The organism is Curtobacterium sp. MCBA15_005, assembly GCF_001864855.1.
Lineage (GTDB): Bacteria > Actinomycetota > Actinomycetes > Actinomycetales > Microbacteriaceae > Curtobacterium > Curtobacterium flaccumfaciens.
On record NZ_MJGL01000011.1, the window covers coordinates 1 to 13,173 of the forward strand.

Annotated in this window: 11 protein-coding genes; 9 read left to right on the forward strand and 2 right to left on the reverse strand. The window is 71.5% G+C overall.

Annotation, left to right across the window (positions count from 1 at the left end):
- Positions 1-181 precede the first annotated feature (181 nt).
- Entirely contained in the window at positions 182-1,339 is a 1,158-nt protein-coding gene (locus tag BIU89_RS08020) for a hypothetical protein (protein ID WP_071245704.1), read from the forward strand.
- A 19-nt stretch (positions 1,340-1,358) separates the two neighbouring features.
- Here BIU89_RS08020 and BIU89_RS08025 read toward each other — a convergent pair whose 3' ends face one another.
- Positions 1,359-2,855, reverse strand: coding sequence for a trypsin-like peptidase domain-containing protein (locus BIU89_RS08025; RefSeq protein WP_254791538.1), 1,497 nt, complete (start codon positions 2,853-2,855; stop codon positions 1,359-1,361).
- 159 nt (positions 2,856-3,014) lie between these two features.
- On the opposite strand from BIU89_RS08025, the gene BIU89_RS08030 reads away from it, so the two are divergent.
- The 5 genes from BIU89_RS08030 to BIU89_RS08050 all read left to right on the forward strand — a co-directional run bounded on the left by BIU89_RS08030 (position 3,015) and on the right by BIU89_RS08050 (position 7,164).
- The gene (locus tag BIU89_RS08030) at positions 3,015-4,049 is read left to right on the forward strand and encodes a FecCD family ABC transporter permease (RefSeq protein WP_083404249.1); all 1,035 of its coding nucleotides are present in this window, start codon (positions 3,015-3,017) and stop codon (positions 4,047-4,049) included.
- A complete protein-coding gene (locus BIU89_RS08035) occupies positions 4,046-5,077 on the forward strand; it encodes a FecCD family ABC transporter permease (protein WP_231495652.1) in 1,032 nt (343 codons plus the stop codon). Before BIU89_RS08030 ends, BIU89_RS08035 begins: the two co-directional genes overlap by 4 nt.
- Positions 5,078-5,235: 158 nt before the next feature.
- On the forward strand, positions 5,236-5,715 hold the full coding sequence (locus tag BIU89_RS08040) for an FHA domain-containing protein (RefSeq protein ID WP_051596676.1): 480 nt from the start codon (positions 5,236-5,238) through the stop codon (positions 5,713-5,715).
- Positions 5,715-6,419, forward strand: a complete 705-nt coding sequence (gene ftsR / locus BIU89_RS08045; RefSeq protein ID WP_027465230.1) for a transcriptional regulator FtsR — start codon at positions 5,715-5,717, stop codon at positions 6,417-6,419. Before BIU89_RS08040 ends, ftsR begins: the two co-directional genes overlap by 1 nt.
- Before the next feature lie 184 nt (positions 6,420-6,603).
- Entirely contained in the window at positions 6,604-7,164 is a 561-nt protein-coding gene (locus BIU89_RS08050; RefSeq protein ID WP_027465231.1) for a MerR family transcriptional regulator, read from the forward strand.
- A 532-nt stretch (positions 7,165-7,696) separates the two neighbouring features.
- Here the strand turns inward: BIU89_RS08050 and BIU89_RS08055 are convergent.
- Positions 7,697-8,509, reverse strand: coding sequence for a ParA family protein (locus tag BIU89_RS08055; RefSeq protein ID WP_027465232.1), 813 nt, complete (start codon positions 8,507-8,509; stop codon positions 7,697-7,699).
- 60 nt (positions 8,510-8,569) lie between these two features.
- Here BIU89_RS08055 and BIU89_RS08060 point away from each other — a divergent pair, with 60 nt between their 5' ends.
- The 3 genes from BIU89_RS08060 to BIU89_RS19040 all read left to right on the forward strand — a co-directional run bounded on the left by BIU89_RS08060 (position 8,570) and on the right by BIU89_RS19040 (position 12,759).
- On the forward strand, positions 8,570-11,980 hold the full coding sequence (locus tag BIU89_RS08060) for a pyruvate carboxylase (protein WP_071245706.1): 3,411 nt from the start codon (positions 8,570-8,572) through the stop codon (positions 11,978-11,980).
- 1 nt (position 11,981) lies between these two features.
- A complete protein-coding gene (locus BIU89_RS08065) occupies positions 11,982-12,485 on the forward strand; it encodes a peptide deformylase (protein ID WP_027465234.1) in 504 nt (167 codons plus the stop codon).
- 142 nt (positions 12,486-12,627) lie between these two features.
- Entirely contained in the window at positions 12,628-12,759 is a 132-nt protein-coding gene (locus BIU89_RS19040) for a hypothetical protein (protein WP_258366694.1), read from the forward strand.
- Positions 12,760-13,173 lie beyond the last annotated feature (414 nt).

Below are 13,173 nucleotides of genomic sequence, written 5' to 3' on the forward strand. Positions count from 1 at the left end.
GTTCCGTCTTCCGTGCGACCCACGAGCGGTCGCACGGAAGACGGAACCTCGCACCACTCGCCCAGCACCTCGCACGGTGCGAGCCCAGCACCTCGCACCACTCGCCCAGCACCTCGCACCGTGCGAGCCACCCCGGCGAGCCGCACGCCCCCGCGCCCCGCTCCCGACATACGCTCATCCCATGGCAGTCCCCGTCCCGCTCGGCACCGAGGACCGCACCGCCCGCCTCACCCTCCGCCGCCCGGACTCCTGGCGCCGCGAGGACACAGCCCAGGCGGACCTGCGCGTCACCGGCGACGACGTCGTCCTCACCGTTCGATCCCGACCCAGCGACCGCGCGATCGGCGACGAGAACACCGGCCTGCTCGCGCGGCTGCCCGGCTCGGTCGAGGGCCTGCTGCTCGTCGGCTGCGACCCGTGGACCACCGCCGGCGCCCCGGCCCGGCTGGTCGAGTACGTCCGGCCCGACGAACACGGCGACGTCGCCGGCACCCACCTGCTCTTCGTCACCGGCCGGCACCGCGTCGACCTGACGATCGAACGCCCGCTCGCCCGGCTGCTCGAGACCGACGACCTCGTGCTCGCCGTCCTCGAGAGCGTCCGCGCCACCGAGACGGTCCCGGTCCGCCCCGAGCGCGACCTCGAACCCCTGCCGGCCCCCGCCCCCACGACACCGCTCGAGGGCCCCCGGCTCAGCACGGACGCGATCGGCACCCTGCAGAGCCTCGCCGGACGCCGGTGGAACCCCACGCTCCTCCGCACCGCGGCGGGCCGCGAACTCATCGAGGCGGGCCTCGTCGGCCGGCTCGGCACGCTGCCGGAGTCGACCCAGACCCTGCTCGAACCCTGGCAGGGCGATGCCCAGCCGGTCACGCTGGAACAGCACCTGCCCGACGGGGGCGAGTCGCGCCTCCAGGCCTGGTCGCAGACCGTCGTCGACGGGACCGACGCGGCGGGCGCCGTGGTCGCGTCCGTCACGCCCGACCGGGCCGTCGCGCTGATGGCCGGGAGGCTCGGCATCGGTCCGACGTGGACCTTCCCGTTCCGCACGGGGTCGCTCCCAGGGCACCTGCTCGGCCGCAAGCTGGCCGGCGGTCCGGACGCACCGGACCTGCCGGAGGCCCTCGTCGAGGCGGACCCGCGCCTCGCGCGGTTCTGGGCTGCGCCGTGGACCGTCTCGTACCTGCGTCGACCGGGCAAGCCGAAGCCGATCACGATCGTGCGGGCCGAGGGACGCGGATTCGCGCGCGTGGGTACGACGAAGGCCGGGGAGACCGCCTTCCGGACGGACTCCCCGGCCAACGTCTACCGGTCGGTGGTGCGGGCGCTGCTGGGCTGAGCGCGCCTGCGTTCTCCCGCTACGCGGCGGGGCCGGCGGCCAGGGTGATCGTGACCGTCCTCGCGGCGCCGGTGCTGTCGGTGTAGCGGACACTCACCTTGTCGCCCACCGAGTGCGACTGGACGACCTTGGTCAGCTGGTCCGAGCTCGTCACGGCGGTGCCGTCGACGCTCGTGATCGTGTCCCCGGCGGTCAGGCCGGCGCTCGCGGCGCCGGAGCCCTCGACCGTGCCGGCGACGGTGACGCCGCCCGTGGTGCCGGTGGTGTTGCTGACCTGGACCCCGAGGAACGCGGGCAGCCCGATGGTGATCGTGCTCGACGACTCCCCGGCGAGGATCTTCTCGGCGATCGTCTTCGCGGTGGTGATCGGGATGGCGTAGCCGGTGACGTCGGCCGTGCCCGAGGACGCTGCCGTGGCCATGCCGACGACCTCGCCCTCGCTGTCCAGCACCGGCCCGCCGGAGTCACCGGAGACGATGTCCGCCGAGATCTCGATCAGGCCGGTCAGGGACTCGGTGCCGGTGCCGGACTCGCTCTGCACCTGGATGTCCTGGTCGGTCGCGGTGACGGTGCCCTCGGCGGCGACGAGGTTGCCGGTGCCCTCGGCGTTCCCGACGTCCTTGACGGTGTCGCCGGTGCTCGGCTCACCGTCGTCGTCGAGCGTGACCGTGGACAGCCCGGAGGCGTTCTCGAGCTTCAGCACGGCGACGTCGTTGGTGGCGTCCGCCCCGACCACGTCGGCCTTGTACTCCTTGCCGGTGGTCTCGTCGGTGACGGTGATGCTCGTCGCACCCTGGATCACGTGGTTGTTCGTCAGGATCGTGCCGTCGGAGGTCAGGACCATGCCGGTGCCGGCCGCCTGCGACGACTCGTCGTAGTTCAGGACGGTGTTGATGGTCACGACGCCCTTCTTGTCGGCGGCCGTCGCCGCCGTGGCGGCGGACTGGGTGCTCGTGCCGGTGCTGCCGGTGCTGCCGTCACCGCTGGAGCCGCTGCCGCTGCCGGGCACCGTGAAGCCGTTCGTGCCGTCGTTGCTGCCCGTGCCGCCGGTGCCGTCGGTGCCGGATCCGGTGCCGGGCAGCGTGGTGGTGCCCTGCGACTGGCTCGACGTCGTGGTCGTCCCCTGCGAGGACAGGCCGAGGGCCGTACCACCGGCCGCACCGACGATGGCGAGCGCGGCGATGCCGGAGCCGATCATCAGCCCGAGCCGACGCGGTCGCTTCGTCGTACCGGGGTGGTTCGCGGTCGCCGCTGAGTACGCCCAGGCGTGGTTCGCGCCGGCGAGGGCCGGGCTGCCGATCAGGTAGGGGCCGCGGCCGTCCGGCGTGTAGGCGTAGGGGCCGGAGCCGTCGGGGCCGTAGAGGTAGGGACCGGAGCCGTCGAACGCGTACGCCGGGCGCAGGGAGGCCGGGTCGGCGTGCGGCGCCTCCCAGTGCATCCCGGGAGCCTGCTGCTGCGCGGCGGGGGTGCCGTTCTCGTCGTGGTCGGCGGCTGCGGGGTTCGGGGTCTCGTTCATCGGTGCTCTCCGGTCGTCCCTCGACGGCCCGGTCGGGCGTCGATGGAGACCAGTACAGAGCGCTTCCCCATGACGAGCCTATGAACGAACCCTGCGCATGCTCCGGGCTTGCTCGGGGGACGCCGAGTGGGGCTCCGGCGTTAGGGTGGCCTTACTTCCATGCCTCCGTCGACGTCCACGCCCCCGGCTCCCAGCTCCGTCCCCCGACTCGTCGGTGCGACCGTGCTGGCGGTCGTCGTCCTCGCCGTGGCGTGTGCGCTCTCGATCGCGTACGGCTCGCGGCCGATCCCGCTCGGCACCGTCCTCGACACGGTGATGCACCCCGGTCGGAGCGACGAGGTCGGGCTCATCGTGCTCGGCAACCGCGTGCCCCGCACCGTCGTCGGACTGCTCGCCGGGGCCGCGCTCGGGGTGGCCGGGGCGGTCATGCAGGGCGTGACGCGCAACCCGCTCGCCGACCCGAGCGTCCTCGGCATCAACTCCGGAGCGACCCTGGCCGTGGTGGCCGGGATCGCGCTCTTCGGCGTGAGCGGCACGGCGGCCTACCTGCCGTTCGCGTTCGTCGGGGCAGCCCTCGCCGCACTGCTCGTGTACGGGATCGCGACCGTCGCCCGTCGCGGCCTCTCACCCGTCGGACTCGCCCTCGCCGGAGCCGTGGTCGCCGCAGCGCTGTCGTCGGTCACCACCGCGGTGCTCGTGACCGACCAGAGCCTGCTCGACCAGCTGCGGTTCTGGCAGGTCGGTGCGCTCGCCGGCAAGGACCTCGGCACGGCAGGGATCATCACGGCGCCGGTGCTCGTCGGGCTGGTGATCGCGTTCGGTCTCGGTCGATCGCTCAACACCCTCGCGCTCGGGGACGAACTCGCGGCGTCGCTCGGGCAGCGGGTCGTGCTCGTCCGCGCCGTCGGCGGTCTGGTCGCGGTGCTGCTGGCAGGGTCCGCGGTGGCCGCCGCCGGGCCGATCGCCTTCGTCGGGCTCGCCGTGCCGCACGCCGTCCGCCGGCTGAGCGGCCCCGACCACCGCTGGACCATCCTGCTGTCGGCGATCGTCGCCCCCGCACTGCTGCTCGTCGCCGACGTCATCGGCCGCGTCGTGGCGTACCCGGGGGAGCTGCAGGTCGGCATCGTCACGGCGCTCATCGGGGCGCCGGTGTTCATCGCGCTCGTGCGGTCGAGGGTGGTGCGGGGACTGTGAGGCAGTTGTTCGGCTCCGGCCGCCCGCGGTCCGGCGGTCTGCGCCGCTCGGCCGGCCTGCGTCGTGAGGTCGCGGTGCTCGTCGCCGTGCTCGTGGTCGTCGTGGTGCTCGTCCTGGTCGGGCTCGGCGCCGGTTCGATCCCGCTCACCCCGGGCCAGGTACTCGCCGCCCTGTTCGGCCAGGGGGACCGAATCTCGGACTTCGTCATCGGGCAGCTCCGCGGGCCGCGGGTGCTCGGTGCCGTCCTCGTCGGGGCCAGTCTCGGCGTCGCGGGCGCGATCGTGCAGAGCGTCGTGCGGAACCCGATCGCGAGCCCCGACGTCATCGGGATCACCTCGGGGGCCAGCGCCGCGGGACTCACCGCCATCGTGCTGTTCGGTGCCAGCGGTGGCACGCTCTTCTCGGTCGTGCTCGTCGGCGCCGTGGTGGTCTCGATCGTCATCGCCGGGCTCGCCTGGCGACGGGGGATCACCGGCAACCGGGTGATCCTCGTCGGGATCGGCGTCGCGGCGATCTGCCTGAGCATCACCGGCTGGATGCTCACGAGCGGCACCGTCACCCAGGCCGGCACCGCGCTGCTCTGGCTCTCCGGCAGCCTGAACGCCGTCGACCGCGACCTGGTCGGGGTGCTCGGCGTCGCGTTCGTCGTGCTCGGCGTGCTCGCACTGCTGCAGTCCGCACGCCTCCAGGTGCTGAGCCTCGGGGACGAGGTCGCCGCCGCGCTCGGACTCCGGCCGGACCGGGCGAAGGTGCTCCTGCTCCTCACCGCCGTGTGCCTGACCGCCGCAGCCGTCGCCACGGCCGGGCCGGTCTCGTTCGTGGCGCTGATGGCCGCGCCGATCGCCAGACGCCTGGTCGGCGGTGGACGGGTCGCACTCGCGCCGGCCGCAGCCGTCGGTGCCGCGATCACGCTCGGCAGCGACCTGCTCGCCCAGTTCGTGATCCCCGGCAACGCGCTGCCGGTGGGGGTCGTGACGGGCGTCGTGGGGGCGCCGTACCTGCTCTGGTTGCTCGCGCGGGGCCGGTGACGACGGGTCGCACGAGTCGATGATTTCGGGTTCCACGGGTCGCTGACGCGGCTCGTGCGTTCGCGGATCGCGGAAGTCCCTCCACAGTCCCAGATCGGGGCTGCCGCTCGGGCCTTCGTTTCCGATACGCTGGTGGGCCAAGAGGAGGAGGTCCACCGATGCCAGATCCAGTGGTCCCGCAGCCGGGCGGTCAGAAGACCCCGGAGCAGCGGCTGGTCGACACCACGCTGACCTTCAGCATGGACATGGGCGCGGCGCTCACCGCCGAGTCCGGTGTCTCGACCGAAGAACGTGAAGCCGTCAACGCCCTGCCCTCCGGCTCGGCGTTGCTCGTGGTCCGTCGCGGCCCCAACGTGGGTGCGCGGTTCCTCCTCGACTCCGACGTCACGACGGCCGGTCGACACCCCGACGCCGACATCTTCCTCGACGACGTCACCGTGTCGCGCAAGCACGCGCAGTTCCTGCGCCACGGCACGAGCTTCAGCGTCAAGGACAACGGTTCCCTGAACGGCACGTACTTCGACGGTGTCCGCATCGACGAAGCGCTGCTCACCGACGGGGCCGAGGTCCAGGTCGGCAAGTTCCGCCTGACGTTCTACGCATCTCGGGTCGACCTGGCGCGCCTGGCGAACGCGTAGTGGCCGCACGGTCCGCTGCGGCCCGGGCGGGGTCCGCGGCACCGGACCTGCTCACCATCGGGCAGGTCCTCGCTCGCCTCAAGCCCGAGTTCCCGGACCTGTCGAGCTCCAAGCTGCGGTTCCTCGAAGAGCGCGAGCTCGTCACCCCGATCCGCACGGCCAGTGGGTACCGCAAGTTCTCCGCTGCCGACCTCGAGCGGCTCCGGGTGATCCTCGGACTGCAGCGCGACCACTACCTGCCGCTCAAGGTCATCAAGGAGTACCTCGCCGACCTCGATGCCGGGCGCGAACCCGTGTTGCCCGGCGGAGGCGACGCGCCGAAGCCGTCGATCCTCGGACGTGAGCGTCGGTACACCCGCGACGAGACGGTCCGGGCAGCCGGAGCCTCCCCGATGCTCCTCGCCGACGCGGTCTCGGCTTCGCTGCTCCCAGCCACCGACACCTACGGCGACGACGGCGTCTCCGTGCTGAAGGCCCTGGTCGAACTGCAGCGCACGGGTATCGAACCGCGACACCTCCGCACGCTGCGCAGCACCGCCGAGCGCGAGGTCGGTCTCATCGAGTCCGCCCTCATGCCGGTCTCCCGCCGGGGCGACGCCACCTCGCGGGCCAAGGCCACCGAACTCGCGCGTGAGATCGCCGGGCACCTCGAGATCATCCGGTCGAACCTCATCCGCCAGGCCATCGGTCGTCTCGACGCATGACACCGTCCGGTGCTTCGACGGGGCTTGTGTGTCAGTGGCCGAGGCGTATCCTCGACACGCCGGACGCGCCGGGTCGGATGTCCCGCGCGGGAGCGGTCGGAGTCGCTACCGTGGACCTCGGAACAACTCTCAACCCGTCGTTGAAGCTTCGGGTGGGAGCTCGATCGTCGTGGAAGGCAAGCTCATGAGTGGGAACGACACCCCTGGCACCGAGTCTGATGTGACCCGGTACGACCTCGGGCTGCTCTTCACCGATGGTCTGCCCGAGCACGACGAGCAGAACGGCTACCGCGGCACCGTCGCCGCACGGGCAGCCGGCATCTCGTACCGACAGCTCGACTACTGGGCCCGCACCGAGCTCGTGCAACCGACGATCCGCGGGGCCGCCGGCTCCGGGTCGCAGCGTCTGTACGGGTTCCGCGACATCCTCGTGCTGAAGCTCGTGAAGCGCTTGCTCGACACCGGCATCTCGCTGCAGCAGATCCGCACCGCGGTCAACCAGCTCCGTGAGTCCGGCGTCTCCGACCTGGCGCAGACCACGCTGATGTCCGACGGCGCCTCGGTGTACCTGTGTACCTCCGACGACGAGGTCATCGACCTCGTGTCACGCGGCCAGGGTGTCTTCGGCATCGCGGTCGGCAAGGTCCTGCGCGAGGTCGAGAGCTCCCTGGTCGAGCTCGACGCCACCGCGGCGGCCGACCCCTCCGACGAGCTCGCCGCTCGTCGCGCTTCCCGCGCTTCCTGACCTTTCGCGTTCGGGCCCGGGTTCGGGTTCGGGTCCAACGGTCGCGAATCGCCGTGTGCGCGTTGCCGAGTGGTCACGAACCGTCGCTTGCGGCGCTCCCAACTGACAGCTGTTGACCGCTCGGCGGCCGTGAGCGGTGTGTTGTGACCGCGCGGCGAGCCGGGGCCGGGCGTGTCTGCCGGAGCCGGGATGGGCCTCCCGGCGGTCTGCGCGTGGTCGCGCACCGTCGTGTGTGCCGCGCCGAATGGTCACGAACTGTCGGCTGCGACGCTGCCGGGCGACAGTTGGTGACCGCTCGGCGGACGTGAGCGGTGTGTTGTGACCGCGCGGCGAGCCGAGGCCGGGCGTGTCTGCCGGAGCCCGGGTCGGCCTCCCGGCGGTCTGCGCTTGGTCCCGAACTGCCGTGTGCGTGTCGTCGAGTGGTCACGAACCGTCGGCTGCGACGCTGTCGGCCGACAGGTGGTGACCGCTCGGCGAAGGCGAGCGGCACGTCACGCGACCGCGACCGCGCCGCGACCGCACGAGCACCGACCTACGCGGCGCCACCCTCGGCGTACGGACCGATCTTGCCGGTGCGCATGATGCGCTCGAGCAGCTGGTCGAAGTTCTTTGCCATCTCCTGCGCGGACTCGCCGGGCCAGACGTGCAGCGGCTTCGCGGCACCCTGCGCCTGCTGCAGCGACGTGCGCTCCGGCAGCTGCGGGGAGAGCACGAGCGGGCCGAACATGTCCCGGAGCTCCTTGATGCGGAACTGGTGCTCGAGCGACTGCACCCGGGCACGGTTCACGATGATGCCGAGGGGCTGCAGGCGCGGGGAGAGTCCGCGGCGGATCTCCTCGATGGCGCGCAGCGCACGGTCGGCGGCGGCGACGGAGAACAGGCCGGGCTCGGTGACGACGGTGACGCGGTCGGACGCGGCCCACGCGGTACGCGTCAGGGCGTTCAGCGACGGCGCGCAGTCGATGAGGACGAGTTCGTAGTCCTGCTCGACGTTGGCCAGGGCCTCTTCGAGCTTCCAGATGTCGCGGATCGACGGGTGCGGCCCGTCGAAGTTGATGGCGGAGGGCGATCCGACCATGACGTCGATCTTGCCCTGCGACCCCTTCGTCCAGCCCGAGGGGGCGATCGCCTGACGGACGATCTTCTCCTTCGGGTTCTCGAGGACGTCGGCGACGTTGAGGTGGCCGGCGAGGTTGATGTCGAGGCCCGTGGAGACGTCGGACTGCGGGTCCAGATCCACCACCAGCGTGCGCAGTCCCTTGGCGAACGCGGCCGAGGTCAGGCCGAGCGTCACCGTCGTCTTGCCGACACCACCCTTGAGGGAGCTCACGCTGAGTACATGCACGTTGAGCAACGTTACCGCCACTAGGGTTGTCTCACCTCAACCCGGGCTGAAAGGGACGTCGTGTTCACGAAGATCCTCGTTGCGAACCGTGGCGAGATCGCCATCCGCGCGTTCCGTGCCGCCTACGAGTTGGGGGCCCGCACGGTGGCCGTCTACCCGTACGAAGACCGGAACTCCCTGCACCGCCTCAAGGCCGACGAGGCCTACCTGATCGGGGAGCGCGGCCGCCCGGTCCGGGCGTACCTGGACGTCTCCGAGATCATCCGCGTCGCCCGCGAGTCGGGGGCCGACGCGATCTACCCGGGGTACGGGTTCCTGTCCGAGAACCCCGAGCTCGCCGCGGCAGCAGCCGCGAACGGCATCACCTTCATCGGTCCGGGCGAGCACGTGCTCGAGATGGCCGGCAACAAGGTCACCGCGAAGGAGCACGCGATCGCGGCCGGCGTCCCGGTCCTCGCGAGCACCCCGGCGAGCCGCGACATCGACGAACTGATCGCCGGCGCCGACGCGATCGGGTTCCCGGTCTTCGCCAAGGCCGTCGCCGGTGGTGGTGGCCGTGGCATGCGCCGGGTGGAGACGAAGCCCGAGTTGCGCGACGCCCTCGAAGCAGCGATGCGCGAGGCCGACAGTGCGTTCGGCGACCCGACGATGTTCCTCGAGCAGGCCGTCATCCGTCCGCGCCACATCGAGGTGCAGATCCTCGCCGACGCGACCGGCACCGACGCGGGCACGATCCACCTGTTCGAGCGGGACTGCTCGGTGCAGCGGCGCAACCAGAAGGTCGTCGAGATCGCGCCGGCGCCGAACCTCGACCCCGCGGTCGCGCAGGCACTGCACCGCGACGCCGTGGCCTTCGCCCGGTCGATCGGGTACGTCAACGCCGGCACCGTGGAGTTCCTGCTCGACACCGAGGGCGAGCGCGAGGGGCAGCACGTCTTCATCGAGATGAACCCGCGCATCCAGGTCGAGCACACGGTCACCGAAGAGGTCACCGACGTCGACCTGGTGCAGTCGCAGATGCGCATCGCGGCGGGGGAGACCCTCGCCGACCTCGGCCTGTCCCAGGACACCGTCGCCGTGCACGGCGCCGCGCTGCAGACCCGCATCACGACCGAGGACCCGACGCAGGGCTTCCGTCCGGACACCGGCCGGATCAGCACCTACCGCAGCCCCGGCGGTGCCGGCGTCCGGCTCGACGGCGGCACGGTCGCGACCGGCGCACAGATCAGCCCGCACTTCGACTCGATGCTCGCGAAGATGACGTGCCGCGGCCGGGACTTCCCGGCCGCGGTGTCCCGGGCCAAGCGCGCCCTCGCCGAGTTCCGCATCCGCGGCGTCAGCACGAACATCCCGTTCCTGCAGGCCGTACTCGAGGACCCGGACTTCGCCCGCGGCGACGTCTCGACGAAGTTCATCGAGGAACGCCCGCAGCTCTTCGGCGGTCACGTCTCGAAGGACCGCGGCACGAAGGTGCTCACCTGGCTCGCCGACGTCACGGTGAACAAGCCGAACGGTGAGCGGTCGCCGCTCGTCACTGACCCGGCCGACAAGCTCCCGGCCACCGACCTGACGACCCCGGTGCCCGAGGGGCAGCGCGACCGCCTGCTGGCGATGGGTCCGGCCGAGTGGTCGAAGGCACTGCGCGCCCAGACGGCCCTCGCCGTGACCGAGACGACGATGCGGGACGCCCACCAGTCGCTCCTCGCCACCCGGGTCCGCACGAAGGACCTCGTCGCCGTCGCACCGCACGTGGCAAGGCTCACCCCGCAGCTGCTCAGCGTCGAGGCCTGGGGTGGTGCGACGTACGACGTCGCACTCCGGTTCCTCGGTGAAGACCCCTGGGAACGCCTGTCCTCGCTGCGCGAAGCGATGCCGAACATCCCGATCCAGATGCTGCTGCGCGGCCGCAACACGGTCGGGTACACGCCCTACCCGACCGAGGTCACGGACGCCTTCGTCGACGAGGCGGCTCGGTCCGGCGTCGACGTCTTCCGCGTGTTCGACGCGCTGAACGACGTCAGCCAGCTGCGTCCAGCCCTGGAGGCGGTGCTCGCGACCGGCACGGCCGTCGCCGAGGCGGCGCTCTGCTACACCGCCGACCTCCTCGACCCCGCCGAGGACCTCTACACGCTCGACTACTACCTCCGCCTTGCGGAGCAGATGGTCGAGGCCGGCGCGCACGTCATCGGCATCAAGGACATGGCGGGGCTCCTCCGTGCCGGTGCCGCCGAGAAGCTCGTCACCGCCCTGCGCGAGCGCTTCGACCAGCCCGTGCACGTGCACACCCACGACACCGCCGGCGGCCAGCTCGCGACCCTGCTCGCCGCCTCGCGCGCCGGGGCCGACGCCGTCGACGTGGCCGCAGCACCCATGGCCGGCACGACCAGCCAGCCGAGCACGTCCGCCCTGGTCGCCGCACTGGCCCACACCGAGCGCGACACCGGTCTGTCCCTCGACGCCGTCGGTGACCTCGAGCCGTACTGGGAGTCGGTCCGTCGCGTGTACGCCCCGTTCGAGTCCGGGCTCGCCGGTCCGACCGGGCGTGTCTACAAGCACGAGATCCCCGGCGGTCAGCTGTCGAACCTCCGGCAGCAGGCGATCGCCCTCGGGCTCGGCGACCGGTTCGAGCAGGTCGAGGACTGGTACGCCGAGGCGAACCGGATCCTCGGGCGCCCGACCAAGGTCACGCCGTCGTCGAAGGTCGTCGGTGACCTCGCGTTGCAGCTCGCCGCGGTCGGTGCCGACCCGGTCGACTTCGAGCAGAACCCCGACAAGTACGACATCCCGGACTCCGTGGTCGGGTTCATGGCCGGCGAACTGGGCGACCTGCCCGGTGGCTGGCCCGAGCCGTTCCGCTCGAAGGTCCTGGCCGGTCGCGAGGTCCGACTCGAGATCAGCCCCGTGCCCGCGGACGAGCGTGCGCACCTCGAGACCCCCGGACCCGCGCGCCAGCAGGCCCTCAACCGCCTGCTCTTCCCGCAGCCGACGCAGCAGTTCCAGCGCGTGCGGGAGCAGTACGGCGACCTGTCCGTCGTGCCGACCGTCGACTACCTGTACGGGTTGCGCCCCGGACAGGAGCACAGCGTCCCGCTCGGCAAGGGCGTCGACCTGTTCGTCGGGCTCGAGGCGATCGGCGAGGTGGACGCCAAGGGCATCCGCACGGTCATGGCGACGATGAACGGGCAGCTCCGCCCGGTCGCCGTCCGCGACCGTTCGGTCGAGGTCGAGACGAAGGCGGCCGAGAAGGCCGACGCGTCCGACCCCAAGCACGTGGCCGCGCCGTTCTCCGGCGTGGTGACGCTCAAGGTCGCCGTCGGTGACGTCGTCGAGGCCGGTACGCCGGTGGCGAGCATCGAGGCGATGAAGATGGAAGCGGCTATCACGGCGCCCGTGTCGGGCACCGTCGGCCGACTCGCGATCCCGGTGACCCAGCAGGTGGACGCCGGCGACCTCCTGGTGGTGCTGCAGTAAATTGACCGTTCGTCCCATCCGCCTGTTCGGCGACCCCGTCCTCCGCTCGCCGGCCGACCCGATCCGCCCCGAACTGCTCGGGAGCGCCGGGGTCCGTGACCTCGTGCAGGACCTCATCGACACCGTCAAGGAACCCGGACGTGCCGGAGTGGCCGCGCCCCAGATCGGCGTCGGACTCCGTGCGTTCTCGTACAACGTGGACGGCGAGGTCGGCTACGTCCTCAACCCCGAGATCGTCGAGGTGTCCGGGGAGCCTGAGCTCATGGAAGAAGGGTGCCTCTCCGTCCCGGGGCTCGGCTACCCGACGCGTCGCTCCCCGTACGCGAAGGTGCGGGGTGTCGACGTCGACGGCGATGAGGTCGTCCTCGAGGGCACGGGCCTGATGGCCGAGGCGCTCCAGCACGAGTGCGACCACCTCGACGGGACCGTCTACGTGATGACGCTCGACCCCGAGATCCGCCGTCAGGCGTTGCGCGACATCCGCGCGCAGGACTGGTTCCACTGAGTGCTCGCACAGGCCCGCGTTCGCCGGCTGTGAACAGTGGTCTGACACCCCCACGGGGGATTGTCGCTTTGTCCTGACGAGGGGGTACCGTGCTGCTGTCGGCCTCCCACCGACGACCATCCCATCCCCCCAGGACTCCCGCATGACCAGTCAGAACGACGAGCTCAGCTCGCACCGCACCCGCACCAACCGTCGACCAGCCGAGACCACCGTCACGACCGGTTCGACCGCCGTCCTCGACGCCCCCGCGACGGAGCAGTCGCAGGAGGCCTGAGCCCCGCAGGCGCCCCGGCGCCCGCTGTACGGCCTGGAGGCCCGGATCACGTCCGACGGACGTGATCCGGGCCTCCAGACTGTTGCGTGCACACCCGCGCGTACCTGGCAGATTCGGGCGTACCTGGTCGAAAGAAACGATCCGGTACGCCCGAATCGACCCGGTACCCCCGTAGCCGGTCGGTTAAGGGTCGACCCCGCGTGTACCTGGCGGAATCGGGCGTAGCTGGTCAGAAGAACCGACCCGGTACGCCCGAATCGACCCGGTACGCCCGAGTCCACCCGGTACGCCCGCTGATGGTCGGTCACGGGTCAACTCCGCGCGTACCTGGCGGAATCGGGCGTAGCTGGTCAGAAGAACCGACCCGGTACGCCCGAATCGACCCGGTACGCCCGAAAGCTGCCAGCCGAGCGC

Coding starts and splice junctions, on each gene's coding strand:
- BIU89_RS08040 (WP_051596676.1), top strand. CDS start 5,236: ATGCCAGATCCAGTGGTCCCGCAGCCGGGCGGTCAGAAGACCCCGGAG.
- BIU89_RS08025 (WP_254791538.1), bottom strand. CDS start 2,855: ATGAACGAGACCCCGAACCCCGCAGCCGCCGACCACGACGAGAACGGC.
- BIU89_RS08050 (WP_027465231.1), top strand. CDS start 6,604: ATGAGTGGGAACGACACCCCTGGCACCGAGTCTGATGTGACCCGGTAC.
- BIU89_RS19040 (WP_258366694.1), top strand. CDS start 12,628: ATGACCAGTCAGAACGACGAGCTCAGCTCGCACCGCACCCGCACCAAC.
- BIU89_RS08020 (WP_071245704.1), top strand. CDS start 182: ATGGCAGTCCCCGTCCCGCTCGGCACCGAGGACCGCACCGCCCGCCTC.
- BIU89_RS08030 (WP_083404249.1), top strand. CDS start 3,015: ATGCCTCCGTCGACGTCCACGCCCCCGGCTCCCAGCTCCGTCCCCCGA.